Here is a 24,026-nt window from a genome sequence, read left to right as displayed (position 1 = left end):
GGCGGTGGTGCGGTTCGCCGGCGGGGCGGCACCGGCCGCCCGGTGCGGTGGATGCGCCGGTGCGGTCGATGCGGTCGGTGCGCGCGGTCGCCGGACGGCTCAGCGGGCGGCGGCGAAGGTGGCCACCCAGGCGAGGGCGGAGTTCCAGTTCACCGCTACCTCGTTGGTCGAGAACGCGAAGATGTCGTCGATGTAGCAGGTCGCGGGCTTGCAGCCGACCAGGTTCTGCTGGGCGACGGGGTCCTGGAGGGCGGAGTTGGGGCCGCCCGCGAGGGATCCGGCCGGCGGGTTGGGCAGTGCGGGGTTGAGCTGGTGGGCCCACCAGCGACTGTGCTGGTTGTGGCTGGCCCGCTCGCCGTAGCCGGTGACGAAGGACTGGTCGAGGGCGTTGCGGCCGAGCAGATAGTCCAGGGTTTCCAGCACCGCGTCGCGGTAGGCGGGCCGGTGGGTGAGGTCGTACGCGGTGGCGAGGACCAGGGCGTTGTTGGCGGAGGCGCTGTTGGAGCCCCAGACGTACTTGCCGTCCGCCGGGAGGTAGGGGTTCGGGTAGCCCTGGGACTTCTGGTCCCGCAGGAAGGTGTCGGCGACGGAGATCACGCGTTCGCGGGCCTCGCGCACCATGCGGCCGGGGAAGCGGTGGGGCAGCCGGACGACGGTCAGATCGGTGAGGCCCTCGGTGTCCCGCCAGGAGAACCCGGTGCGGGTCAGCTCCGCGTCGATGTGCCGCAGGTATGCGCGGTCGCCGGTGGTGGCGTACAGCTCGGCGGCCGCCCAGGAGAACTCGTCCGTGACACGGGTGTCGTCGTAGGCGCCGCCGCCGATCTCGTCGCTGTCCGGGGCGTAGCGGTCGGGGTGGGCGAGGGCTGCCCGCCACGCGGCCTTGGCCGCGCTCAGGCAGCGGGCGGCGAAGGCCTTGTCGTAGGGCTTCCACACCCGGGCGCTCTGTGCGGCCGCGGCGGCGAGGTTCAGGGTCGCGGCAGTGCTCGGCGCGTGCAGGTAGCGGGGCTGGGCGTCCTGGTGGGGCAGGGTGGGCAGGGCCGTCCACGCGGCGTCGTGGATCTTGTGGTGGGCCATGCCGGCCAGCGGCTGCCCCTCGGGGACCTGCATCCGGAGCAGGAACTCGGTCTCCCAGCGGGCCTCGTCGAGCACGTCGGGCACGCCGTTGTCGTTCTCGGGGATGTTCAGCAGCCCGTCGCCCACGGCCGCTCGGTCGTGCCGGTCGCGGGCGCGCTCATAGGTGTCCATCAGCTGCCAGGCCGCGAGGGCGCCGTTGACCACGTACTTTCCGTGGTCGCCCGCGTCGTACCAGCCGCCCCGGACGTCCAGCGAGTAGTCGCAGGTGCCGGGCTGGCAGGGGACGTCGGTGTCGCCCTTGTTCGGTGCGACGCCGAGGTGTCCGGCCGGGCGGGCGTAGGCCTCTCCGGCGTGGGCGGCCTCGATCTCGATGCCGCTGCGGGCCGGGTAGAAGTAGGAGAGGGCGTCGGTGCGCAGGGCGGCGTAGGGGTTGGCCGAGATGTCGAAGGGCGCGCTGGAACGGTCGCCCACCAGCAGACTGTAACCGCTCCCAGTCTTCTGGTACGAGCTGAAGTCGGCGATGTGCACATGGTCGCCCGAGCCCGGGTCGTCACCGACGACCTTGGTACGACCCTGGCGTACGACGGTGCCGGAGGAGTCGACCAGCCGCCACGGCACCGGCCCGGTCGAGGGGTCGGCGATGGATGCCTTCTTGGGGCCGGAGGTCTCGTAGCCGTACTGGTTGACCCGCACCGGGGAGCCGAAGTCACGGCCGCCGCCCGGCGGCAGGACCCCACCGGTGAGCGAGATGTCGTCGAGGCACAGGGTGAACGGCTTCGCGGCGCCGCCCTGCTGGAAGGAGAGCTGTCCGTGCAGGTCGGAGGCCTTCGACAGGCCCGAGACGGTGAAGGTCTGCGGGGTGGAGGTGAGGTTGATCGTCTTGTTGAACGTGGTCGTGCGCGGGGGCAGCCCCAGTTGCAGCACCGCACGGACGCCGGTGTCGACGGTGGCCGACGCGGTGAAGCGCAGGGTGTAGGTCTGGTCCGCCTCCAGGGGGATGTTGTCCTGGGCGATCATCGAGTCCCACACATTGGTGGTGCCGGCCGGGACATCGGCGCACAGTCTGCCGTCCACCACCCGTGACGGGGTGCTTCCGCTGCTCCACCACGGGGATTTTCCGCTGCTGAACGTGCCGTTGAGGATCCGCTCGTAGGCGGTGGTCTCGGCGGGTGCCTCGGCCGCGACCAGTCCCACGACGAGGACGGCGGGCAGGCCGACAGCGCAGAGCCTTGTTCTGAGTGACATTCCGGGTCCTTGTTCCGTTTCGACCCGGCCTGCTGTGGCGTCAGTGGCCGATCGTGGGGGCCCCGCGAGGAGCGTGTCAACGGGTCGTACACGTCGAAATAATTCGACGACACCCTTCCCAGCGCCTGGACGATGACCTAATCTCCTCGCTGTTACCGCTTCCAGTCTCTGCACAGAAGCGAACGCCAACACCGGCTGCAGCTGTGGCGTCACCCCAGGTGCATGGTGGTCCCGTGCTTGAAAACCCTTCCCCATCGGACTGTTACCGCTCCCGGCAATCGCCTGGCGCGAGGAGAGGAACCGTGCAATGAGACGACTCACGCGAACCTTGGCGGCGTTGACGGCCGCGGCGTCGCTGACCGCAGTGGCGGCCTGCGGGGGCGACGACGGCGACAGCGCGTCCGGGAAGACCACGCTGGTGATCAAGACGTTCGCCCAGTTCGGCTACGAGGACCTCTACAAGGAGTACGAGGCCGCGCACCCGAACATCGAGATCAAGGAAGAGAACATCGCCAAGCTCGGCGACTACGCGCCCAAGCTGCAGCAATGGATCGCCACCGGGAGCGGGGCCGGCGACATCGTGGCGATAGAGGAGGGCAACCTCAGCCAGTACATGACGACACCCGATCAGTTCGTCAACCTGCTGGATCACGGCGCCGGGTCGCTGAAGGGCGAGTACCTGGACTGGAAGTGGGACCAGGCGCTGACCCAGGACGGCAAGCACCTGGTCGGCCTGGGCACGGACGTCGGCGCCCAGGGCATGTGCTACCGCACCGACCTGTTCGAGAAGGCCGGGCTGCCCACCGACCGGGACGAGGTCGGCGCCCTGTGGCCGACCTGGGACGACTACCTGGCCACCGGCAAGAAGTTCACCCGGGCCAAGACCGGCGCCCACTTCTTCGACTCGGCCGGCAGCGTCTACCAGAACATCCTGATGCAGCAGGGCGACCACACCTACTACGACACCGACAACGAGCTGGTCATCGACTCCAACCCGGCGGTCAAGGCCGCGTGGGACAAGACCACCGAGCTGGTCGACGCGGGCCTGTCGGGCAACATCACGCCGTGGAGCCCTCAGTGGAACGCGGGCTTCAAGAAGGGCACGTTCGCCACGATTCCCTGCCCGTCCTGGATGCTCGGCATGATCGAGCAGCAGTCCGGCGAGGAGAACGCCGGCAAGTGGGACGTGGCGAAGGTTCCCGGCAACGGCGCGGTGCGCGGCGGTTCCTTCCTGGCCGTTCCCCAGCAGAGCGACCATCCCGAAGAGGCCGCGGACCTGGTGAAGTTCCTGACCAGCGCCAAGGGGCAGACCACCGCGTTCAAGGCGAAGGGCAACTTCCCCTCCGCGCTCAAGGCCATCGACAGCCCCGAGGTGAAGGAGTACAGCGCGCCGTACTTCTCCGACGCCCCGGTCGGCAAGATCTTCGGTGAGAGCGTCAAGGCGCTCAAGCCGGTCTACCTCGGACCGCAGAACATCGCGATCAACGACGCCGTGGTCGCCGCGCTGACCGCCGTGGAGCAGGGCAAGCTCTCGCCCGACAAGGCATGGGACAAGGCGGTCGCGGACGCCGAGCGCCTCGTTCGATAACCCCTGTGCCGCCGGGTGCGGCGGCTCTCCCACCCAGGCCGTACCGCAGTGGCTCTCCTGACCGGCTCACGCGTACAGCCCCCGCCGCCGCGCCCGGCCCCTCGACCTCCGAAGGAACCACCTTGGCCACCCAACTCCGGCCGCGCCCCTCGGTCCGCGACGAGGCGCACGCCGACCCGCCACCCGAGAAGAACCGCGCACGCCTGCTGTCCCGGCTGGACAGGAACGGCTCGCCCTACCTCTTCATCGCCCCCTTCTTCGTGCTGTTCGCCGTCTTCGGCCTGTACCCGCTCGGCTATACCGCCTGGGTCTCCCTGCACGACTGGCAGATGGGCGGCAAGGGGGACTTCGTCGGGCTCGACAACTACGCGGACCTCTTCAACGACCCCGACTTCTGGAACGCCACCGTCAACACGCTGGGCATGCTCGTCCTGGCCACCGTGCCCCAGCTGCTGATGGCACTGGTCATCGCGAATCTGCTCAACCAGAAGCTGCGCCACATGACGCTGCTGCGGCTGGGCATCCTGCTGCCGATCGTCACCTCGGTCGCCGCGGTGGGCATCGTCTTCAGCCAGATCTTCGACCGCGACGCCGGCATGGTGAACGGTCTGCTGGACCTGCTGGGCATCGGCCCGGTGGACTGGCGCGCCGACAAGTGGTCGTCGTGGCTTGCCATTTCGGTGATGGTCGACTGGCGGTGGACCGGCTACAACGCGCTGATCTACCTCGCCGCCATGCAGTCCATCCCGCGCGAGCTGTACGAGGCGGCGGACCTGGACGGCGCGAGCCGGCGTCGGCAGCTGTGGAGCATCACCGTCCCGATGATCCGCCCGGCGGTGATCTTCACGGTGATCTCCTCCACCATCCACGGCCTGCAACTGTTCACCGAGCCCCTCATCTTCGGCCAGGGCGGCGACGCGATCACCGGCGGCAGCCTGCGGCAGTTCCAGACCATGTCGATGTTCATGTTCGAGAAGGCGTTCAAGAACTTCGACTACGGATACGGCTCCGCCGTCGCCTGGATGATGTTCCTCATCATCCTGCTGCTGACGGTCGTCAACTACCTGCTCGTGCGAAGGATGAAGTGACCGTGCGCAAGTCCTCCTCACCCCTGGTCCATGTGACCCTGCTGGCCGCCATCGCACTGTCCGCCTTCCCGCTGTACTGGCTGTTCGTCGTCGCCAGCCGCTCCAACGACGTGGTCGGTGACTGGCCGCCGCCGCTGGTGCCGGGCAGCAACCTGTTCGACAACATGAACCGGCTCTTCGAGGCCGAGAACGCCCACTTCCTCAAGGGCATGGTGAACTCCGCGATCGCCTCGCTGACCATCACCGTCTCGGTGGTGTTCTTCAGCACCCTGGCCGGGTTCGCCTTCGCCAAACTGCGCTTCCGGGGCAAGAACTTCCTGCTCATCGCGATCCTGGGCACGATGATGGTCCCGGTGCAGATGGGCATCATCCCGCTGTACATGATCATGGTGGAGTTCGGCTGGACCAACCAGCTCCAGGCCGTCATCGTGCCGTTCCTGGTCTCCGCCTTCGGCGTCTTCCTGATGCGCCAGTACGCCGAGCGTGCCGTGCCCGACGAACTCATCGAGGCCGCCCGCGTGGACGGCTGCTCCACCTTCCGCATCTACTGGACGGTCGTCCTGCCCGCGCTGCGCCCCGGCGCCGGCGTGCTCGCGCTGTTCACGTTCATGGGCGCGTGGAACGAGTTCCTCTGGCCGCTCGCGGTCCTCGAACAGGACAACCCCACCGTCCAGTTCGCCCTCAACCAGCTGTCCACCGGCTACTACACCGACTACACCCTGATGTTCTCCGGAGCCCTGGTCGCGACCCTGCCGCTGCTCGTGGTCTTCGTCATCTCCGGCCGCCAGATCATCGGCGGCATCATGGAAGGAGCCGTGAAGGCGTGAGCACCGCCACCGAGCCCGGCCTGTCCCAGACCCGGTTGTTCCCCGAGCACTTCGTGTGGGGCGCGGCCACCTCCAGCTACCAGATCGAGGGCGCCGTCACCGAGGACGGGCGCGGCCCCTCCATCTGGGACACCTTCTCGGCGACCCCGGGCGCCGTGGACGGCGGCGACTCCGGCGCCGTCGCCACCGACCACTACCACCGCTACCGCGACGACGTCGCCCTGATGGCCGGGATGGGCCTGGGCGCCTACCGGTTCTCGATCGCCTGGCCCCGCATCCAGCCGGACGGCACGGGCCCGGTCAACCAGCGCGGACTGGACTTCTACCGCAGACTCACGGACACGCTGCTGGAGCACGGCATCGAACCGTGGCCGACGCTGTACCACTGGGACCTGCCGCAGCCGCTGGAGGACGCCGGCGGCTGGCCCGTACGCGACACCGCCCTGCGCTTCGCCGACTACGCCTGTGCCGTCCATGACGCGCTCAGCGACCGGATCGGGAACTGGACCACCCTCAACGAGCCGTGGTGCTCGGCCTTCCTCGGCTACGCCACCGGCCGCCACGCCCCCGGCCGACGCGAACCGGCGTCCGCGCTGCGAGCCGTCCACCACCTGCTGCTCGGGCACGGTCTCGCGCTCCAGACCATGCCGGAGGCGCAGGCCGGCATCACCCTGAACCTCACCGACGTACGCGCCCTCAGCACCCGGATCGAGGACGTGGACGCGGCCCGGCGCATCGACGGCATGCAGAACCGCCTCTTCCTCGACCCACTCCTGCGCGGCGCCTACCCGGAGGACGTCCTGGACGACACACGCGCGCTGGGCGAGCGGGACTACGTACGCGACGGCGACCTGGCCGCGATCTCCACCCCGCTGGACTTCCTGGGCGTCAACTACTACTCGCCCATGCTGGTGGCGGCGTCCGACACCGCCCAGAGCCACGCCTACCCGGGCTCGCCGTACGTGCGGACGGTCGACGGCGGGCGCCCCAAGACCGCGATGGGCTGGGAGATCGACGCGGACGGACTGCTCACGCTGCTGACCCGCCTGCACACCGAGCATCCGTCGCTGCCGCTGTACGTCACCGAGAACGGCGCCGCCGTCGACGAGGGGCTGCGGGACACCACACGTGTCTCCTACCTCGACAGCCACATCGGGGCCTGCGCCCGCGCCCTGGCGGCCGGTGTAGACCTGCGCGGCTACTTCGTCTGGTCGCTGCTGGACAACTTCGAGTGGTCCTTCGGCTACCGTCACCGCTTCGGGCTGGTCCACGTCGACTATGCCACCCAGGAGCGCACTTTGAAGGAGAGCGCCCACTGGTACGCGCGTCTCATTCGCGACGCCCGTGGCGGGGCGGGGTGAGCGACGGTGTACGGCGGCAGGTGCGGTCCCGCTATGTTGGGAGCGCTAACAGTGCAGGTGGTTTCGTGAATCAGGGGATCGAGGGCGGTAAGAGATGAGCAGTCGGCAGCCCACGCTCGACGAGGTGGCCGAGCGTGCCGGTGTGTCACGCGGGACGGTGTCCCGGGTGCTCAACAACCACCCGCACGTCAGCAAGAAGGCCCTGGAAGCGGTCCGTACCGCGATCGACGAACTTGGCTACGTCCCCAGCGCCGCCGCCCGTTCCCTGGCCACCCAGCGGCGCGGCGCGGTCGTCCTGGCGATCTCCAGCGACGATCCGGCGCTGTTCGCGAACCAGTTCTTCGCCGAGGTGATCGCGGGGGTGAACGCCGTCATCGAGGAGTCCGACCTGGAGCTCCTGCTGGTCATGGCCGCCACCGAGCGCGGCCGTGACCGCCTCACCCGCATCCTGCAGTCCCGTGGCGCGGACGGGGTGATGCTGCTGGCCCTGCGGGAGAACGACCCCCTGGCCAAGGTCGCCGAGGGCGGCGGCATCCCGGTCGTCTACGGCGGACGGCCGCTGGAGCGGGCGCCGCAGCACTATGTCGACGCCGACAACCGGGGCGGCGCCCGGGAGGCCGCGGAATACCTCATCGCCAGCGGCCGCCGGGCCATCGCCACCATCACCGGTCCGCAGGACATGCACGTCGGTGTCTCCCGGTACCTGGGGTTCCGTGAGGCGCTGGCGCTGGCCGGCCTCCCGGCCCACCGGGTGGTGCACGCGGACTTCAGCGAGGCGGGCGGGGCCGCGGCGATGGAGCGGCTGCTCGACGAACATCCGGATCTGGACGCGGTGTTCGTCGCCTCGGACGCGATGGCGGCCTCGGCCCTGCGCGTGCTGCGCGAGCGCGGTCGCCGGGTGCCGGAGGACGTCGCCGTGGTCGGCTTCAACGACATCGTGACCGCCCAGCACACGCATCCCGCCCTGACCACGGTCCGCCAGCCCATCGAGGCCCTCGGCCGCGAGATGACCCGCATGCTCCTGCGCCTCATCAACGACGAGAAGCCCACGCCGCTGATCCTCCCGACCCACTTGGTGATCAGGGAATCGGCCTGAGCGGTGGCGGGCTCGGCCGGTCCCCGTCGGCCACGCCGCGCGCGCCCGGTCCGGGGCCGGGCTCCCGGTCCACCCGTGTCGGCCGGGCTCGTCGTCCATCCGCGCCGAACCCGGCTCGTACGGTCCCACCGAGCCACGCCGGCCCCGCCCGGTCCGGAGGCCGACCTCCCGGTCCACTCACGCAGGCCGGACTCGCCGTCCATCCGCGCCGAACCCGGCTCGTACGGTCCCACCGAGCCACGCCGGCCCCGCCCGGTCCGTGCGGGCCGGGTGGGTCCTGTCCGCAGGGGGACCGAGCCGGGCCCGTCCGGTCCACCCCGGCCCAAAGGGGCCGCGCCCGGCCTACCCGGTCCCCGCCCCGCGGCCCACACCCCTTCCGACCCCCACGGAGAGTCCATGGCACCGTCCCTCCGGCATGCCCTGATACCGCCCGACCCCGACCCGGCACTCAGCCCGTACACCGGCTTCACCCGCGCGCACTGGCAGGTCGTGGCCGACGGGCTGCTGGCCGCCGCCTGGCACTGGGCCACTCCGGGCGGTGCCCTGCTCGACCTGCCGGGACGCCCTTCGGCGTCGGGCACCCGGTCCGACGGGCTGGAGGGATACGCGCGGACGTTCCTGGCCGCCGCCTTCCGCGTCGCCGGGGCCGACGGCGCCGACCCGCACGGCTGGCTGCGCCGGTACGCGGACGGGCTGGCCGTCGGCACCCGGACGCCCGGACGCGACGACGAGGAGTCCTGGCCGCTCATCCGCGACATTCACATCCAGGGCCAGCCCATGGTCGAGTCCGCGTCCGTGGCACTCGGACTGCAGCTGACCCGCCCCTGGCTCTGGGACCACTTGGACCCGGAGGTCCAGGACAGCGCCGAGCGCTGGCTGCGCGACGCGCTGCGCCACACCCCCTCCCCCAACAACTGGTACCTGTTCCCCTTCACCGTCGCCTCCTTCCTGGAGGCGGTCGGCCGGGGCGACAAGGAGACCGAACGCGCCCGCGCGCGCGGACTGGAGCTGCTGGAGGGCTGGTACCAGGGCGAGGGCTGGTACTCCGACGGCGACGGCCGCGCCTACGACCACTACAACGGCTGGGCCCTGCACCTGTACCCGATGCTCCAGGCGCACCTGACCCAGGACACCGAACTCCTGAACACCTACGGCCCCCGCCTGCGCGCCCACCTGGAGAGCCTCGCCCTGCTCTTCGCCGCCGACGGCGCGCCGGTCCACTTCGGCCGGTCCCTCGCGTACCGCTTCGCCACCGCCTCCGCCGTCGCCCTCGGCGCCGTGACCGGCCACACGCCGCTGGCGCCGGGCGCCTCACGCCACCTCACGAGCGCGTGCCTGAGGTACTTCCTCGACCGTGGCGCCGTGGACTCCCGGGGCCTGCTGACCCTGGGCTGGCACGGCCCGCACGCCCCCACCGTGCAGCCCTACTCGGGCCCCGCCTCCCCGTACTGGGCGTCGAAGGCGTTCGTGGCACTGCTCGCCGACGAGGACCACCCCCTGTGGACGGCCCGGGAGGCACCCCTGCCCGTACAGGAGCGCGACCAGGTGCGCGCCCTGGCCGGTCCCGGTCTGCTGATCCACGGCACGGCATCCGACGGCATCGTCCGCCTGCACAATCACGGCAGCGATCACGTCCGCCCCGAGGAAGGGGAGTCGGCCGCCGCCGAGGACCCCTTGTACGCCCGCTTCGCCTACTCGACCCACACCGGCCCCACATCGCGCGACAACGCGGGTGACAACCACCTGGCCCTCGTTCTGGACGGCGGAACCGGGCGCAGCGTCCGCCGCCGCATCCGTCCGCTGGGAGCGGGAGGGGAGGGCACCTGGGGCTGGGCCGCCTCCCGTCATCTGCCCGTCTTCCCCGACGGCCCGCCGCTCGTGCCCGGACTGCGCGTGGAGAGCGTCACCGTCGTACGCGGCCCGTACGAACTGCGGGTCCACCGGGTCCTCGGCGGTCCGCCCAACGCCCGTGCGGAACAGACCGGCTGGGCCACCGGACCGGACGGCACCCCGGTATCGGAGCTGCACCCGCTCCTCGGCTGGGACCGTCAGGACACGGTCCGCGCACCGCAGGGCACCGCGTACACCGTGTGGGCGACCATGCCGCGCCTGAGCGGCGAGGCGAGCGGCACCCGCGTCTACGCGGCCGTCGCCACCCTCACTGCCGAACCACCCGCCGTACGCGCGGCGGCGGCCGTCACCGAAGTGACGACCGCCGCCGATGAACTCCACGTGACCTGGTACGACGACACGGTGACCCGCGTCGCGTTCACGCCGAGCATCCAGGTGACGTGGTCCGGGAGGCCGGACTAGACCCGGCCCACCGCGGCGGGTTCGCCACGCACGGCGGTACCCGCTTCGCCGAGCGCCGCGTCCAGGTCCGCCCACAGGTCCTCGACGTCCTCCAGGCCGACCGACATCCGCAGCAGCCGGTCGCTGACCCCGGCGTTGCGCCGGTCCCCCGCCTCCACGATGCGGTGGCTGATGGACGCCGGGTGCTGGATGAGGGTGTCGACGCTGCCGAGGCTGACCGCCGGGGTGATCAGGCGGACCGAGGAGATGACCTCGTGCGGGTCGCCGGCCACCTCGAAGGCGACCATCGCACCGCCGATGCTCGGGTAGTGGACGCGGGTCACGCGCGGGTCGGCGGCCAGCCGCCGCGTCAGTTCGGCGGCGGTCGCCGACGCCGCGCGGACCCGTACCGGCAGGGTCGACAGACCCCGCAGCAGGAGGTACCCGGCGAGCGGGTGCAGAACGCCGCCGGTGGCGAACCGGATCTGGCGCAGCCGTCCGGCCAGCTCCTCGTCGCAGGCCACGACGCCCGCGAGCACGTCGCCGTGGCCGCCGAGGTACTTGGTGGCGCTGTGCAGCACCAGCCGCGCGCCCTGTTCGGCGGGCCGCTGGAGGACGGGGGTGGCGAAGGTGTTGTCGACCAGGAGCGGCACCGAGCCGCAGGCGTGGGCGACCGCGCGCAGGTCGATCTCGGCCAGGGTCGGGTTGGCCGGGGACTCCACCATCACCAGACCGGTGTCGGGGCGCAGGGCATCCTCGATCCCGGCCGGATCGGTCCAGGTCACCTCGGTGCCGAGCAGTCCGGCGGTGAGCAGGTGGTCGCTGCACCCGTACAGGGGGCGGACGGCGACGACGTGGCGCAGGCCCGTCGCGGAGCGGGCCAGCAGGACCGCGCTCAGCGCCGCCATGCCACTGGCGAAGGCGACGGCCGACTCGGTGCCCTCAAGGCGGGCGAGGGCGGTCTCGAAGCGGGCGACGGTGGGGTTGCCGAGCCGACCGTAGATCGGGGGTCCGTCCAGGGTCGGCTCGGCGCCGGTCTCGGCGAAGGCGTCGATCCGGGCGGCCTCGGCGCGGCTGTCGTGGGAGGGGTAGGTCGTGGACAGGTCGATCGGCGCGGCGTGCAGGCCGAGGGCGGCGAGGTCTTCGCGGCCGGCGTGCACGGCTTCGGTTGCCAGGGCTCTCGATCGCACAGGGGTCTCCATGCGCGGAAGAGTGAACGCCGACCGGGCCTCAGGCGTCGAACACCGTGCTACGTTCGGCCAGTGGCCGAAACTGTCGTACTGGATCCGGTGGATCTCCATCTGCTGCGGCTGTTGCAGAACGACGCCCGGATGACCTACCGGGATCTCGCCGCTCAGGTCGGGGTCGCGCCGTCGACCTGCCTGGACCGGGTGACCCGGCTGCGGCGGGCCGGGGTGATTCTCGGCCATCAGTTGCGGCTGGATCCGGCGAAGCTCGGGCGCGGTCTGCAGGCGCTGCTGTCGGTGCAGGTCAGACCGCATCGGCGGGAGCTGGTGGGGCCGTTCGTGGAGCGGATCAGGGCGCTGCCGGAGTCGCTGACCGTCTTCCACCTCACCGGCCCGGACGACTATCTGGTGCATGTCGCGGTCAAGGACATGACGGATCTGCAGCGCCTGGTGCTGGACGAGTTCACGGCGCACCGGGAAGTGGCGCGCGTCGAGACCCGGCTGATCTTCCAGAAGTGGGACTGCGGGCCCCTGCTGCCGCCTTCGCCCACGGCTCAATCCGGGTGACGTCCAAAGGCCGTCGTACGAGGATGGTCGCCATGTCAGAGACGAAGAGCCCGCTGCCCCGTGAGGTCGCCGACGCCTATGTCGACGAGCTCATCGCCCTCGATCCCGTCACCGGTACCTACCTCGGCAACAAGGAGAGTTCGAGCAGACTGCCCGACCTCTCCCCCGCGGGCCAGGAGGCGCTCGCGGACCTGGCGCGGGCGACGCTGGCCCAGCTCGACGAGGCCGAGCGGCGGCCCGGCGCGGACAGCGCGATCGAGCGCCGGTGTGCCCGGCTGCTGCGCGAGCGGCTGACCGCCGAACTCGCCGTGCACGAGGCCGACGAGGGCCTGCGCGCGGTCGGCAACCTGGGCACACCCGCCCACTCCGTGCGCGAGGTCTTCACCCTCACACCGGCCGAGACCGAGGAGGACTGGGCGGCCATCGCCGAGCGGCTGCGCGCGGTGCCCGGGGCGCTGGCCGGCTACCGCGAGTCCCTCGCGCTCGGCCTCGAACGCAAGCTGTACGCGGGACCGCGTCCCACGGCCGTCTTCCTGGAGCAGCTCGGCGAGTGGGCGGACACCGGGGAGGGCCGGGGCTGGTTCGAGGACTTCGCCTCGGCGGGCCCGGAGCCGCTGCGGGGCGAGCTGGACAAGGCGGCCCGTACCGCCACCGCGGCCGTGGTGGAGCTGCGAATCTGGATGCGGGACGTGTACGCCCCGGCTGTCGAGGGCGCCCCGAACACGGTGGGCCGGGAGCGCTACGCCCGGCTGGTCCGCTACTTCAACGGCGCCGACCTGGACCTGGACGAGGCGTACGCGTACGGCTGGTCGGAGTTCCACCGGCTGCTCGGCGAGATGCGGCAGGAGGCGGAGAAGGTCCTGCCCGGAGCCGAGACCCCGTGGGTGGCGCTGGCCCACCTCGACGAGCACGGCAGGGCGATCGAGGGCGTCGACGAGGTCCAGGCCTGGCTGCAGGGCCTGATGGACGAGGCGATCGAGGCGCTGGACGGCACCCACTTCGAACTCGCCGAGCAGGTGCGCAAGGTGGAGTCGCGGATCGCGCCGCCCGGCGGCGCGGCGGCCCCCTACTACACCAGCCCCTCCGAGGACTTCTCCCGTCCCGGCCGCACCTGGCTGCCGACCATGGGACTGACCCGCTTCCCGGTCTACGACCTGGTCTCCACCTGGTACCACGAGGGCGTCCCCGGCCATCACCTGCAGCTCGCGCAGTGGGTGTACGTCAAAGACAACCTGTCCCGCTACCAGGCGACCGTCGGCCATGTCAGCGCCAACTGCGAGGGCTGGGCGCTGTACGCGGAGCGGCTGATGGACGAGCTGGGCTTCCTGAAGGACGCGGAGGAGCGCCTCGGCTACCTGGACGCGCAGATGATGCGCGCGGCCCGCGTCATCGTGGACATCGGCATGCACCTGGAGCTGGAGATCCCGGCGGACTCGCCCTTCCATCCCGGTGAGCGCTGGACGCCCGAGCTGGCCGAGGAGTTCTTCGGCGCGCACAGCAGCCGTCCGCGGGACTTCGTGTCGAGCGAGCTGACCCGGTATCTGACGATCCCCGGCCAGGCCATCGGCTACAAGCTGGGCGAGCGGGCCTGGCTGTTGGGCCGGGACCGGGCGCGCGAGCGGCACGGCGACGCGTTCGACCTCAAGGCCTGGCACATGGCGGCCCTCTCACAGGGCTCCCTGGGCCTGGACGACCTGGTCGACGAGCTGTCCCAGCTGTAGGTCCGCGAGCTGTCCCCGCCGCGGTCAGCGCCGGAACCCGCCCTCGGAGTCGATGACCTGACCGGTGATCCACCCGGCCTCGTCCGTCGCCAGCCAGGCGATGAGACGGGCCGGGTCGTCGGGCATCCCCCAGCGTCCGGCGAGGAACCGCGCGGCGACCGCGTCGCCGTCGGCGCCCGCCCCGAACGGCGGCACCGTCTCCGGGACCGCTCTGAGCGGCCCGCCGCCCGACTCCACCCATCGCACTCTGTCTCGCGCCGTGGCGCGCCAACCTACACGCCTGTCCGGCAAGGGAGTTCGGTGTCCCGGACACCTGACTCGCCAAGAGCGAACGGTGGTTGTCAGCAGCCGCAGTCGTCGCTGTCGATCGGCGCGGTCAGCGGGTCGGCGGCGCGGCGGGCGGGGCCCTCCCAGGTCTCGTAGACGAAGCCTTCCCGCGCCCAGTACTCGAAGCCGCCGAGCATCTCCTTGACCTGGTAGCCGAGTTCGGCGAGGGCCAGGGCGGCGCGGGTGGCGCCGTTGCAGCCGGGGCCCCAGCAGTAGGTGACGACCGGCACGCTCTTGTCCAGGAGCCGTTCGGCCTGCTCGGGGATGAGCGCGGTGGGCAGGTGGACCGCGCCGGGGAGATGGCCCTGGTCCCAGGCAGCGGTGGAGCGGGAGTCCACCACGACGAACCCGGGCTCGCCCTCGCCGGTGAGCGCGGCGGCGACATCGGCGACGTCCGCGTGGAAGGCCAGGCTGGCGCGGAAGTAGGCGGCGGCCGTCGCGGGGTCCGCGGGGGCCACGCGCAGGACGGGGTTGGCGGTGGTGGCGGTCATGATCCACCCTCTCTCCGGTCGGTGTCTCCTTCTGTCCGGAAATCTACGTTGCGAAGATCAACTCCCTGAAGGGGAGATCCCCGGCACCCCCCTTGATCGGCCGGTGAATCCCCGGTTAGCTCTGCGCATGACCACGTTTTCCCCGGACGCCACGGACTGGCGCATACTCGACGTCCTCCAGCGCGAGGGCCGCGCCAGCTTCGCCGAGCTGGCCCGCGCCGTCTCGATGTCCCCGAGCGCGGTGACCGAACGGGTGCGGCGGCTGGAGGAGGCGGGGGTGATCCAGGGCTATGCGGCGGTGGTCTCCCCGGAACGGCTCGGCATGCCGATCCTGGCCTTCGTCCGCCTGCGCTACCCGAACGGCAACTACAAGCCGTTCCACGACCTGGTGGCCGTGACCCCGGAGATCCTTGAGGCCCACCACGTCACCGGCGACGACTGCTTCGTCATCAAGGTCGCCGCCCGCTCGATGCGCCACCTGGAAGAGGTCTCGGGCAAGATCGGAGCCCTGGGTTCGGTCACGACGTCGGTCGTGTACTCGTCCCCCCTACCGCACCGCCCACTGGGCCAGTCCGGCCCGTAAGGGCCGTCTCAGCCTGTCCGGCGTTTGAGGACGAGGCCCGTCCAGGGCCGATGGGGGGTCTGGGGGCGAAGTCCCCAGGGACGGGAATGGGAAGGGGCGGCGGGGGCGAACAACCGCTTCACCCAACCCCCCGCTGCCGCACCACCGACCCCGACCGCCCCTTCACCACCTCCAACTGCGCATGAATCCGCCGCCGCAGATCGGCGACATGACTCACGATCCCCACACTCCGGTCCCGCTCCCGCAGCGAGTCCAGCACATCAAGCACCTCGTCGAGTGTCTGATCATCAAGACTCCCGAACCCCTCGTCGATGAAGAGCGTGTCCAGCCGCACCCCACCCGCCTCGTCGGTCACGACATCCGCGAGCCCCAGCGCCAACGCGAGCGAGGCGAAGAAGGTCTCCCCACCGGACAGCGTGGCGGTATCCCGCTCCCGCCCGGTCCACGCGTCCACCACATGCAGCCCGAGCCCACTGCGCCCCCGCCCGGCACGGTCGTCGGAATGGACCAGCGTGTACCGGCCTGAGGACATCCGCCGCAGCCGCACGGTCGCGGCGGCGGCGACCTGTTCCAGGCGGGCGGCGAGGACGTAGGACTCCAGGCGCATCTTGCGCTCGTTCTCCGCGGAGGTGCCGGCGGTCAGGGCCGCCAGCCGGGCCACGCGGTCGTACTGGGTGCGCAGCGGGGCGATCCGCCGTACGCCCTGCGCCGCGCGGGCGGACAGGCGGTCGAGTTCGGCGCAGCGCCGGGCGGCGGCGTCCCGCGCGGAGGCGGCGTCGCGCAGGCGCCGGCCCGCCTCGGCGGCGGCCTGTTCCGCCGCTTCCGGGTCGGCGGGCGGAAGCTGGGCGGCGGCCGCCGCGTCGGCCTCGGCGAGCATGGCGCGTACGGCCGCCTCCTCGGACTGCCAGGCGTCCAGGCGCCGTTGGAGTTCCCGGTGCTCGGCGTCGTCGAGCAGGGCGTCGGCGGCGGCCCGCGGGGTCTCGAACCCGGCGCGGAAGGCGGCGTCGGCCAGCCGCGCGTCGGCGTCCTTGAGCCGCCGCGCGCTGTCCTCGGCGGCGCGGGCGCTGTCGGCGGCGTCGCTGAGCAGCGCCACCTGGCGCTCCAGCTGGGCGGCACGGGCGGCCACACTCTCCAGTGCGCCGCGCGCCTCGGCCAACTCCCCTTCCAGAGCGGCCCGTTCCTGCTCAAGACGCTCGCGGTGGCCGACCCGTTCGGCGACGGAAACCTCAGCCCGTCTACGGGCTGTGGCGCGCCGCTCGTGCTCCTGCTCGGCTCGGCGCAACTCCTCGCGCGCGGAGTGCAGCACGGAGGCGTCCCGGCGGGCCTCGGCGAACTGCCGCTCCAACTCGGCCATTTCGTCGGCCAGTTGCGCGGTGGGCGTGTCTCCGGCCTCGGCGGTGGCGGCGGCCAGCGCCTCGCGTACGGCGCCAAGACCGCGTTCCTGCTCGGCCTGGCGGGCCTCCGCCCGCTGGAAGGCGGTGTGTGCCCGTTCCTCGGCCTCCCGGCCGACGTGCCCGGCGTCCTTGCGCGCGGGCGCCGGATGCTCGGTGGCGCCGCACACCGCGCACGGCTCGCCGGCGGTCAACTGGGCGGCCAGTTCGGCCGCGATGCCGTTGAGACGGCGCTCCTTGACCTCCAGCCAGTGCTCCTTGGCCGCGAGCGTCTCTTCCATCGCGCGGCGGACCTGGTCGGCGGCCGAGGCCAGCTCCTCGGTCAGCCGGTCCCGTGTCCGGGCCGCCTTGAGCCGCCGTTCCGCGGGTTCCCGCCGCACCGAGAGCTGCTCGGCGCGGGTGGCGGCCTCCTGGGCGCTGTCGATCCGCCGCTGCAGCTCCGCGCGGGTGGTTTCCCAGCCGCCGAGCCAGGCCTCGGCCTCCTGCAGGATCTCCTCGTCGGCGCGCTCCTGGCGGTCCAGTACGTCGCGCTCCTCGGCGAGTTCGGCCAGCCTCTGTTCGGCGCGGCGGGCCGACTCCAGGCCGCCCAGTTCCTCGGCGGCCCGGCGCGCGGCGGCGGCGAGTCCGGCGGCACCGGCGTCGGCGTAGGTGTCCGGCAGCAGCGCCAGCGCGCGTGCCCGGGCGGAGGAGGCCCGCCGGTGCTCGGCGTCGGCGGCGTCCCGCAGCTCGAGGGCGGGGGCCACCGCCTCGGCCTTGCGGGCCCGCTCCATGCGCGCCTGCGCCTCCCGGTGGGTGTCCGCCCGTTCCTGGAGCAGCGCCGCCCGCTCGCGCGCGTCGGCGAACCGGCGCTGCAGGCGGGCGGTTTCGCGTACGTCGGCCAGGGCACGCTCGGCGGCGGCCTGGCCGGACTCGGCGGCGGCGAGGCGGCACTGGGCGACGGTCAGTTCCTCGCGCAGGGTGCTGCGGGCGACGGCGGCGGCGCTCAGGACGGCCTCGGCGACACCGGGCTCGCCGGGTGTCAGCTCGGGCAGCTCCATGGCGCCGCCCGCGGCCTGCTGCATCCGGTGGGCGTCGGCGAGCAGGGCCGCGTCACCGTCGCGCACCTCGGCCTCGGCCGCGCGGCGCCGCTCGGCGAGCCGCTTCTCCACCTCGGCGAAGCGCTGGGTGTCGAAGAGCCGTCCCAGCAGCCGCCCGCGCGCCTCGGCGTCGGCGCGCAGGAAGCGCGCGAAGTCGCCCTGGGGCAACAGGACGACCTGGCAGAACTGCTCCCGGCTCATCCCGATCAGCTGGGTGATCTCCTCGCCGATCTCCTGATGGGAGCGGCTGAGGTCCTTCCAGGCACCGGTGCCGGCGTCGTACTCGCGCAGCCAGCTCTGCGCCTTGTCCACCGTGGTGCCGGAGCCGCGCAGCTTGGCCCGCTCCCAGGGCGGCTGCCGGGTGATCTCCAGCCGCCGTCCGGCGACGGTGAGTTCAAGCCGGACCTCGGTGCGCGTGCGGGGGTCGGCGTGGTCGCTGCGCAGCGCCAAGCCCTGGCCGCTCTGGCGGGCGCCGGGCACCGCGCCGTACAGGGCGTAGCAGACGGCGTCGAGGACGGAGGTCTTGCCGGCGCCGGTGGGTCCGTGCAGCAGGAACAGTCCGGCCGCGGACAGTTCGTCGAAGTCGACGCTCTGGGCGCCGCCGAAGGGGCCGAAGGCGGTGATGTCGAGTCGGTGCAGCCTCACCGGGCCACCTCCCGTACCGCCGCGTCCGCGCGGACCGCGTCGAAGGCGTCCCGCAGGACGCTCCGCTCGTCCTCGTCCGGTCCGGCGCCGCGTACATGGGCGACGAAGTCCTCGGCGATCTGCTGGTCGTCGCGCCCGGCCAGTCGGCGGGCGTAGGAGACGTCCGGGTCGTCGGGGGCCCGGTCGGGGTCGAAGACCAGGCTGAGGGTGTGCGGGAAGCGCTCGGTGAGGCGGGCCATGGGTTCGGCGGGGCGCACCGGGTCGGTGAGGGTGGCCTCGACCCAGGACTCCTGGTGCCGGGCGAGGTCGGGGTCGGCGAGCAGGTCCTCCAGTGGGCCGCGGATGCGGGCGAGCGGGCGCGGGACGGGGCAGTCGACGCGCTCGGCGGTGACGGCGCCGTGGGCGTCGAGGTCGACCAGCCACATGCTCTTGCGGTGGTCGGCCTCGGAGAAGGAGTACGGCAGCGGGGAGCCCGAGTAGCGCACCCGGTCGGTGATCGTCTGGCTGCCGTGCAGATGCCCGAGGGCCACGTAGTCGACGCCGTCGAAGACCCCGGCCGGCACCGAGGCGACCCCGCCGACGGTGATGTCCCGCTCACTGTCGCTGGCCTCGCCGCCGGTGACGAAGGCGTGGGCGAGGACGACGGAACGGGTCCCCGGCGCACGGGCGGCGAGGTCGGCGCGCACCCGCTCCATGGCCGCCGCCAGCACCGCCTCGTGCCCGGCCTTCTCCACCCCGAACTCGTCCTTCACCAGGGCCGGTTCGAGATACGGCAGCCCGTAGAAGGCCACGTCGCCGTGGGCGTCGGCCAGCACGACCGGGGTGCTGCACGCCGAGGGCTCGGTGCGCAGATGGATGCCCGCGCGGTCGATCAGCCCGGCGCCGACGCCGAGCCTCCGCGCGGAGTCGTGGTTGCCGGAGATCATCACGGTGGGCACGCCGAGGTCGGCGAGCCGGTGCAGGGCGTCGTCGAAGAGTTCGACGGCGGCGAGCGGCGGCACCGCCCGGTCGTACACGTCTCCCGCCACGACCACGGCCTCCACCTCACGCTCGCGCACGGTCGTGACGAGGTGGCCGATGAACTCGGCCTGGGCGTCGAGCATGTTCACGCGGTGGAACGCCCGGCCCAGATGCCAGTCGGAAGTGTGCAGGAGCCTCATGATCCCCGAAGACTAACGGCCGGGTCTGACATCACGGGTGGTTACTCCCGTATCGACCCGGCATGACCACATCGAGGATCGCCCGTTATGCACCAATAAGCAGGGAGTTGGCTGGCTTCGCGTCAGGCGTCGCCGTACGCCTCCCCGCCCAGGGTGAGTTCGGCGGTCCCGGCCGTGGCGTCGGCGAGCCAGTCGCGGAAGGCCTCGACGTCGGCGTCGGGGAGCCCGATCTCGATGGTGACGGCCTCGCCGTAGTGCACGTCGCGCACCTCGCGTCCGGTGGCGCGCAGATCGTTCTGGATCTTCCCGGCGCGCTGGTGGTCGACGGTGACGGTGGCCAGGCGGAAGCGTCGGCGGGTGATGGTGCCCTGGTTGTCGAGGGCCTCGCCGACGGCTCCGCCGTACGCGCGGATGAGGCCGCCCGCGCCGAGCTTGACGCCGCCGAAGTACCGGGTGACGACGGCGACGACGTAGCGCACGTCGCGGCGCAGCAGCATCTGGAGCATGGGGACTCCGGCGGTGCCGCCGGGTTCGCCGTCGTCGCTGGCCTTCTGGATCGAGGCGTCCGCGCCGATGACGTAGGCCCAGCAGTTGTGGGTGGCGTCCGCGTGCTCCTTGCGGACGGCGGCGATGAAGTCCTGGGCCTCCTGCTCGGTGGCCGCCGGGGCGAGGCTGCACAGGAAACGGGAGCGGTTCACTTCGGTCTCGTGCACGCCCGCGCGGGCCACTGTGCGGTACTCGTCCTGCATTCCGCCAGCCTATGCCAGGCCCGGTCAGCGCTTCCTGCCCCGGGGCACGGTGAACCAGGTGAGCAGCGCGGCGCCGGGGGCGAGGTGTTTCCAGGCGGTACCGCGCCAGGTGAGGACGGCGACCGCGGCGGTGGGGAACTTCTCCCTGAGCCGGTCGAGGGCGTCGTCGAGGGCGTCCCCGGCGAGGTGGACCACCAGTTCTTCGAGCCCGGGGTTGTGTCCGATCAGCAGCAGGTTCTCCACCTCGGAGGAGGTCCCGTGCACGGCGTCGAGCAGGTCGGCGACCGAGGCCGCGTAGAGCTGCGGGAGGTAGCGCACGGGGGGTGGGCTGCCCCATTCGGCGGAGGCCAGCTCCCAGGTCTGGCGGGCGCGTACGGCGGTGGAGCACAGCGCGAGGTCGGGCAACAGGTCGGCCTCGGCGAGCGCGCGTCCGGCCGCCGGTGCGTCGCGCCGCCCGCGCGGGGCGAGCGGGCGGCGGTGGTCGGCGACCCCTTCGGGCCAGGCGGACTTGGCGTGCCGCAGCACGACCAGGCGGCGCTGCGGGCCCGTCCCCGCGCGGGCGATCACTCCGGGGATCCCAGGTCGCGGGTGAGTTCGAGGCCGAGCAGCCGGTCGGCGTAGGCGCAGGTCTCGAAGCGGGCGCCGTCCGGCACGCCGGACGCCTGCTCCACCCGCTCCAGCAGGCGCAGTACCCGCGGTACGTCCAGGTCGTCCTCCCAGGCCTCGCGCAGTTCCGCGCGCAGGTCGTCGGGGATGGGCCGGGAGGGGTGCCGGGCCCAGGCGGCGACCTCGCGGCGCAGGCGGACCAGGGTGTCGTGGGCCTCGGTGAGGGCGTCCGTGTCGAGCCGGACCAGAGTGTCCCGGCGCGGGGTGAGCAGGGCCAGGCGCAGGGCGACGGGGTCGGCGCCGGACAGGGGCGCCGGCGACTCGGTGTGCACAGGGGCGACGGCGACCCGGACGCCGTCCGGCGCGGACCCGCCCTCGGTCACGACATGGATGACCTGTACCGCGCCGAGCTCCTCGCCGCCCTCCTCCAGGGGGCGGATGCCGAGGGCGGCGGCCCCGGCGCGCAGCTCGGGCCGGTCGCGCTCGCCGCGCAGGACGGCCCAGACGGGTGTGCCGCCCAGTTCCAGGGCGCGGACGAGGAGATCGGTGTGGAGCAGTACGCGCAGGGCGCCGGTGTCGAAGGCGGGCGCGTGGGCCTCGACGCGGGTCAGCCCGCGCCGGGCGGGCGCGGCGTCCACGAGCTTGCCCGTCCGGGCGTCGGTGATGCGCAGCACTCCCCGAGCCTAGGCGGGTGAGGGCCGGAGCGCAGCACACGGCGCGGTTTCCGGACAGTCGGGCGCGCCGGTTACGGGAATCTCCGCCGGCTCCCGGCCGTTGTGGGGAGCAGAGGCGAGTCATGAGGTCGAGGAGGCCCGGTGTACGGCGACGAAGCGACGATCCGCAAGATCCTCACCGAGCTCGGGGACACCTGGGCGGTGGTCGGACTGTCGTCGAACCAGCGGCGCGCGGCGTACGGCGTGGCCCGGGTGCTCCAGCGCTACGGCAAGCGTGTGGTCCCGGTGCACCCGAAGGCCGAGACGGTGCACGGCGAGAAGGGTTACGCCTCCCTCGCGGACATTCCCTTCGACGTGGACGTCGTCGATGTCTTCGTCAACAGCGACCTGGCGGGCCAGGTGGCCGACGAGGCCGTGGCCAAGGGTGCCAAGGGGGTGTGGTTCCAGCTCGGCGTGATCGACGAGGAGGCCTACGAGAGGACCAAGGCCGCGGGCCTCGACATGGTGATGGACCGCTGCCCGGCGATCGAGATACCGCTGCTGCGGTGACGCACTACGGCGTGTTCGGCGGGGTTCCCGTGCGGGCCGAACGTCTCATAATGCTCGGGTGACTTCGACCTCCCCCCACCACAACTCCCTTGCCCCGCAACGCTTTCCGGTGGTGATCGTCGGCGCCGGACCGGCCGGGCTCACCCTCGGCAACATCCTGCGGGCGGCGTCCGTCGACTGTCTGGTCCTGGAGACCGAGAGCCGCGCGTTCATCGAGCAGCGGCCCCGCGCGGGAGTCCTGGAGGAGTGGGCCGTGCGCGGGCTCGAACAGCGCGGCCTCGCGGAGAACCTCCTGGCGCGCGGCCAGGTGCACAACGAGTGCGAGTTCCGTTTCGCCGGGCAGCGCCACCGCTTCGAGTACGCGTCGCTGACGGGTCGGCACCACTTCATCTATCCGCAGCAGTTCCTGGTGACGGACCTGGTGCGGGAGTACGCGGATGTGCGGGGCGGCGCGATCCGGTTCGGGGTGCGGGACGTGGAGCTGCACGGCCTGGACTCCGACCGGCCCTCGGTGTCGTACACCGACCCCGAGTCGGGACTGCGGCAGGTGGTGCGCGCCGATGTCGTCGCGGGCTGCGACGGGGCGCGCGGGGTGTCCCGGGCCGCGCTGCCGCCCGGATACGTCCGGATCTCGCGGTTCGACTGCGGCATCGGCTGGCTGGCGCTGCTGGCCGAGGCGCCGCCGTCCAACGACTGCGTGGTGTTCGGTATGCACCCGCGCGGATTCGCCGGGCACATGGCGCGCAGCCCCGAGGTCACCCGGTACTACCTGGAGTGCCCGCCCGGCGACGACCCGGAGAACTGGTCGCAGGACAGGGTCTGGGCGGAGCTCCAGGAACGGCTCGGCGCGGCCGGCGCGCCCCGGCTGACCGAGGGGCGGCTGATCGAGAAGCGTGTGCTGGACATGCACAGTTACGTGGTGGAACCCATGTCCTACGGGCGGCTCTTCCTCGCCGGTGACGCCGCCCATCTCACCGCGCCGATCGCGGCCAAGGGCATGAACCTGGCCCTGCACGACGCCTTCCTGCTCGGCGATGCCCTCGTCGCGTTCCTCACCAAGGGCGACTCCACCGGTCTGGACAGCTACTCGGAGACCTCGCTGACCCGGGTCTGGGACTACCAGGAGTTCTCGCAGTGGCTGTCGGAGGTGTACCACGGCGTCTCCTCGGGCGATCCGCACCGCGCGGGCACGACGCGGGCCCGGCTGCACCGCCTGTTCACCTCCCCCGCGGCGGCGCGGGCCTTCGCGGAGTCGTACCTGGGCAGGGCGTAGGTCGAGTCCACAGGGTCGCGTCGCACGTCCGGAGAGCGGGTCGAACCTCGTCCGGTGCGTGCCCGTCAGTCGTGCGGGGGCCGGTCGCTGAGCCGGTGGTCGGCCACGTTCAGCGCCTCGTCCAGCAGCCGCCGCAGATGCCCGTCGCGCAGGGAGTAGATCACCCGGCGGCCCTCCTTCCGCGTACTGACCAGCCCGGCCAGCCGCAGCCGCGCCAGGTGCTGGCTGACCGCGGGCCGGGCCGCCCCGCACACCTCCGTGAGCGTGCTGACGTCCGCCTCCTGCCCGGTCAGCGCGTGCAGCAGGGTGAGCCGGGTGCGGTCGCCGAGGAGCGCGAGGAGTTCGGCGGCGAGGGCGAACTGTTCGTCGCCGGGGGTGCGCGGGTGCGCATCATGTGCAGCTGATAGGTGCATGCGTGCGCTCATACGCACATAATGGCTCCGTGGGCGGGGTAAG

Annotated in this window: 20 protein-coding genes and 1 pseudogene; 11 read left to right on the top strand and 10 right to left on the bottom strand. The window is 72.2% G+C overall.

Translation table 11 applies throughout. The features are described from left to right. Positions 1-99: 99 nt before the first annotated feature. Entirely contained in the window at positions 100-2,319 is a 2,220-nt protein-coding gene (locus ACZ7L7_RS28355) for a glycoside hydrolase family 9 protein (RefSeq protein ID WP_472077588.1), read from the bottom strand. A gap of 307 nt (positions 2,320-2,626) precedes the next feature. Here ACZ7L7_RS28355 and ACZ7L7_RS28350 point away from each other — a divergent pair, with 307 nt between their 5' ends. From ACZ7L7_RS28350 to ACZ7L7_RS28325, 6 genes are all read left to right on the top strand, one after another. Continuing rightward, the gene (locus tag ACZ7L7_RS28350) at positions 2,627-3,907 is read left to right on the top strand and encodes an ABC transporter substrate-binding protein (protein WP_453603869.1); all 1,281 of its coding nucleotides are present in this window, start codon (positions 2,627-2,629) and stop codon (positions 3,905-3,907) included. 122 nt (positions 3,908-4,029) lie between these two features. Next, positions 4,030-4,995 (top strand): carbohydrate ABC transporter permease, encoded by a 966-nt coding sequence (locus ACZ7L7_RS28345; protein WP_285515010.1) that lies wholly within the window; start codon positions 4,030-4,032, stop codon positions 4,993-4,995. 2 nt (positions 4,996-4,997) lie between these two features. Further along, positions 4,998-5,822 carry a carbohydrate ABC transporter permease gene (locus ACZ7L7_RS28340; RefSeq protein WP_471592828.1) on the top strand — a complete coding sequence of 275 codons (825 nt, stop codon included), beginning with the start codon at positions 4,998-5,000 and terminating at the stop codon, positions 5,820-5,822. Further along, complete coding sequence (locus tag ACZ7L7_RS28335; RefSeq protein ID WP_285515012.1) at positions 5,819-7,183, top strand: GH1 family beta-glucosidase; 1,365 nt, start codon at positions 5,819-5,821, stop codon at positions 7,181-7,183. Before ACZ7L7_RS28340 ends, ACZ7L7_RS28335 begins: the two co-directional genes overlap by 4 nt. Positions 7,184-7,277: 94 nt before the next feature. Then, positions 7,278-8,279, top strand: coding sequence for a LacI family DNA-binding transcriptional regulator (locus ACZ7L7_RS28330; RefSeq protein ID WP_471431861.1), 1,002 nt, complete (start codon positions 7,278-7,280; stop codon positions 8,277-8,279). Between the two features lie 396 nt (positions 8,280-8,675). After that, on the top strand, positions 8,676-10,592 hold the full coding sequence (locus ACZ7L7_RS28325; protein ID WP_285515014.1) for a DUF2264 domain-containing protein: 1,917 nt from the start codon (positions 8,676-8,678) through the stop codon (positions 10,590-10,592). On the opposite strand, the gene ACZ7L7_RS28320 is transcribed toward ACZ7L7_RS28325, so the two are convergent. Next, entirely contained in the window at positions 10,589-11,773 is a 1,185-nt protein-coding gene (locus ACZ7L7_RS28320) for a trans-sulfuration enzyme family protein (RefSeq protein ID WP_285515015.1), read from the bottom strand. The genes ACZ7L7_RS28325 and ACZ7L7_RS28320 overlap by 4 nt on opposite strands. A gap of 60 nt (positions 11,774-11,833) precedes the next feature. Between ACZ7L7_RS28320 and ACZ7L7_RS28315 the strand changes: the two genes are divergently transcribed. Beyond that, the gene (locus ACZ7L7_RS28315; protein WP_285515016.1) at positions 11,834-12,325 is read left to right on the top strand and encodes an Lrp/AsnC family transcriptional regulator; all 492 of its coding nucleotides are present in this window, start codon (positions 11,834-11,836) and stop codon (positions 12,323-12,325) included. 32 nt (positions 12,326-12,357) lie between these two features. Continuing rightward, on the top strand, positions 12,358-14,046 hold the full coding sequence (locus ACZ7L7_RS28310) for a DUF885 domain-containing protein (RefSeq protein WP_285515017.1): 1,689 nt from the start codon (positions 12,358-12,360) through the stop codon (positions 14,044-14,046). Between the two features lie 24 nt (positions 14,047-14,070). Here ACZ7L7_RS28310 and ACZ7L7_RS28305 read toward each other — a convergent pair. Together ACZ7L7_RS28305 and ACZ7L7_RS28300 are read right to left on the bottom strand one after the other, a co-directional pair. Next, positions 14,071-14,214: pseudogene (locus tag ACZ7L7_RS28305) on the bottom strand (SDR family oxidoreductase); the annotation flags it as partial. A 173-nt stretch (positions 14,215-14,387) separates the two neighbouring features. Further along, complete coding sequence (locus tag ACZ7L7_RS28300) at positions 14,388-14,864, bottom strand: rhodanese-like domain-containing protein (protein WP_472077587.1); 477 nt, start codon at positions 14,862-14,864, stop codon at positions 14,388-14,390. A 127-nt stretch (positions 14,865-14,991) separates the two neighbouring features. On the opposite strand from ACZ7L7_RS28300, the gene ACZ7L7_RS28295 reads away from it, so the two are divergent. After that, a complete protein-coding gene (locus tag ACZ7L7_RS28295; RefSeq protein WP_285515020.1) occupies positions 14,992-15,447 on the top strand; it encodes an Lrp/AsnC family transcriptional regulator in 456 nt (151 codons plus the stop codon). 118 nt (positions 15,448-15,565) lie between these two features. Here the strand turns inward: ACZ7L7_RS28295 and ACZ7L7_RS28290 are convergent, their stop codons facing one another. The 5 genes from ACZ7L7_RS28290 to ACZ7L7_RS28270 form a co-directional block, all read right to left on the bottom strand. After that, positions 15,566-18,559 carry an AAA family ATPase gene (locus ACZ7L7_RS28290; RefSeq protein ID WP_472077586.1) on the bottom strand — a complete coding sequence of 998 codons (2,994 nt, stop codon included), beginning with the start codon at positions 18,557-18,559 and terminating at the stop codon, positions 15,566-15,568. Continuing rightward, on the bottom strand, positions 18,556-19,719 hold the full coding sequence (locus ACZ7L7_RS28285) for an exonuclease SbcCD subunit D (RefSeq protein WP_472077585.1): 1,164 nt from the start codon (positions 19,717-19,719) through the stop codon (positions 18,556-18,558). The genes ACZ7L7_RS28290 and ACZ7L7_RS28285 overlap by 4 nt, the downstream gene beginning before the upstream one ends. A 122-nt stretch (positions 19,720-19,841) precedes the next feature. After that, a complete protein-coding gene (locus tag ACZ7L7_RS28280; protein ID WP_472077584.1) occupies positions 19,842-20,468 on the bottom strand; it encodes a YigZ family protein in 627 nt (208 codons plus the stop codon). Between the two features lie 24 nt (positions 20,469-20,492). After that, positions 20,493-21,035 (bottom strand): SixA phosphatase family protein, encoded by a 543-nt coding sequence (locus tag ACZ7L7_RS28275; RefSeq protein WP_285515024.1) that lies wholly within the window; start codon positions 21,033-21,035, stop codon positions 20,493-20,495. Continuing rightward, the gene (locus ACZ7L7_RS28270; protein ID WP_471431871.1) at positions 21,032-21,748 is read right to left on the bottom strand and encodes a hypothetical protein; all 717 of its coding nucleotides are present in this window, start codon (positions 21,746-21,748) and stop codon (positions 21,032-21,034) included. Before ACZ7L7_RS28270 ends, ACZ7L7_RS28275 begins: the two co-directional genes overlap by 4 nt. Positions 21,749-21,889: 141 nt before the next feature. Between ACZ7L7_RS28270 and ACZ7L7_RS28265 the strand changes: the two genes are divergently transcribed. After that, positions 21,890-22,297, top strand: a complete 408-nt coding sequence (locus ACZ7L7_RS28265; RefSeq protein WP_471431872.1) for a CoA-binding protein — start codon at positions 21,890-21,892, stop codon at positions 22,295-22,297. A gap of 58 nt (positions 22,298-22,355) precedes the next feature. Beyond that, positions 22,356-23,570: a 4-hydroxybenzoate 3-monooxygenase gene (locus ACZ7L7_RS28260; protein WP_472077583.1), complete on the top strand. Its 1,215-nt coding sequence runs from the start codon at positions 22,356-22,358 to the stop codon at positions 23,568-23,570. Positions 23,571-23,635: 65 nt separating this feature from the next. Here the strand turns inward: ACZ7L7_RS28260 and ACZ7L7_RS28255 are convergent, their stop codons facing one another. After that, positions 23,636-23,995, bottom strand: a complete 360-nt coding sequence (locus tag ACZ7L7_RS28255) for an ArsR/SmtB family transcription factor (protein ID WP_285515028.1) — start codon at positions 23,993-23,995, stop codon at positions 23,636-23,638. Positions 23,996-24,026 lie beyond the last annotated feature (31 nt).

The organism is Streptomyces sp. NPDC110618 (assembly GCF_055657065.1).
This window is presented reverse-complemented; position numbering and strand designations above follow the sequence as displayed.

Bases quoted from the DNA above. Each gene is read 5' to 3' on its own strand.
- ACZ7L7_RS28355 (WP_472077588.1), bottom strand. From the start codon at position 2,319: ATGTCACTCAGAACAAGGCTCTGCGCTGTCGGCCTGCCCGCCGTCCTC.
- ACZ7L7_RS28350 (WP_453603869.1), top strand. From the start codon at position 2,627: ATGAGACGACTCACGCGAACCTTGGCGGCGTTGACGGCCGCGGCGTCG.
- ACZ7L7_RS28330 (WP_471431861.1), top strand. From the start codon at position 7,278: ATGAGCAGTCGGCAGCCCACGCTCGACGAGGTGGCCGAGCGTGCCGGT.
- ACZ7L7_RS28325 (WP_285515014.1), top strand. From the start codon at position 8,676: ATGGCACCGTCCCTCCGGCATGCCCTGATACCGCCCGACCCCGACCCG.
- ACZ7L7_RS28320 (WP_285515015.1), bottom strand. From the start codon at position 11,773: ATGGAGACCCCTGTGCGATCGAGAGCCCTGGCAACCGAAGCCGTGCAC.
- ACZ7L7_RS28310 (WP_285515017.1), top strand. From the start codon at position 12,358: ATGTCAGAGACGAAGAGCCCGCTGCCCCGTGAGGTCGCCGACGCCTAT.
- ACZ7L7_RS28300 (WP_472077587.1), bottom strand. From the start codon at position 14,864: ATGACCGCCACCACCGCCAACCCCGTCCTGCGCGTGGCCCCCGCGGAC.
- ACZ7L7_RS28295 (WP_285515020.1), top strand. From the start codon at position 14,992: ATGACCACGTTTTCCCCGGACGCCACGGACTGGCGCATACTCGACGTC.
- ACZ7L7_RS28285 (WP_472077585.1), bottom strand. From the start codon at position 19,719: ATGAGGCTCCTGCACACTTCCGACTGGCATCTGGGCCGGGCGTTCCAC.
- ACZ7L7_RS28280 (WP_472077584.1), bottom strand. From the start codon at position 20,468: ATGCAGGACGAGTACCGCACAGTGGCCCGCGCGGGCGTGCACGAGACC.
- ACZ7L7_RS28255 (WP_285515028.1), bottom strand. From the start codon at position 23,995: ATGAGCGCACGCATGCACCTATCAGCTGCACATGATGCGCACCCGCGC.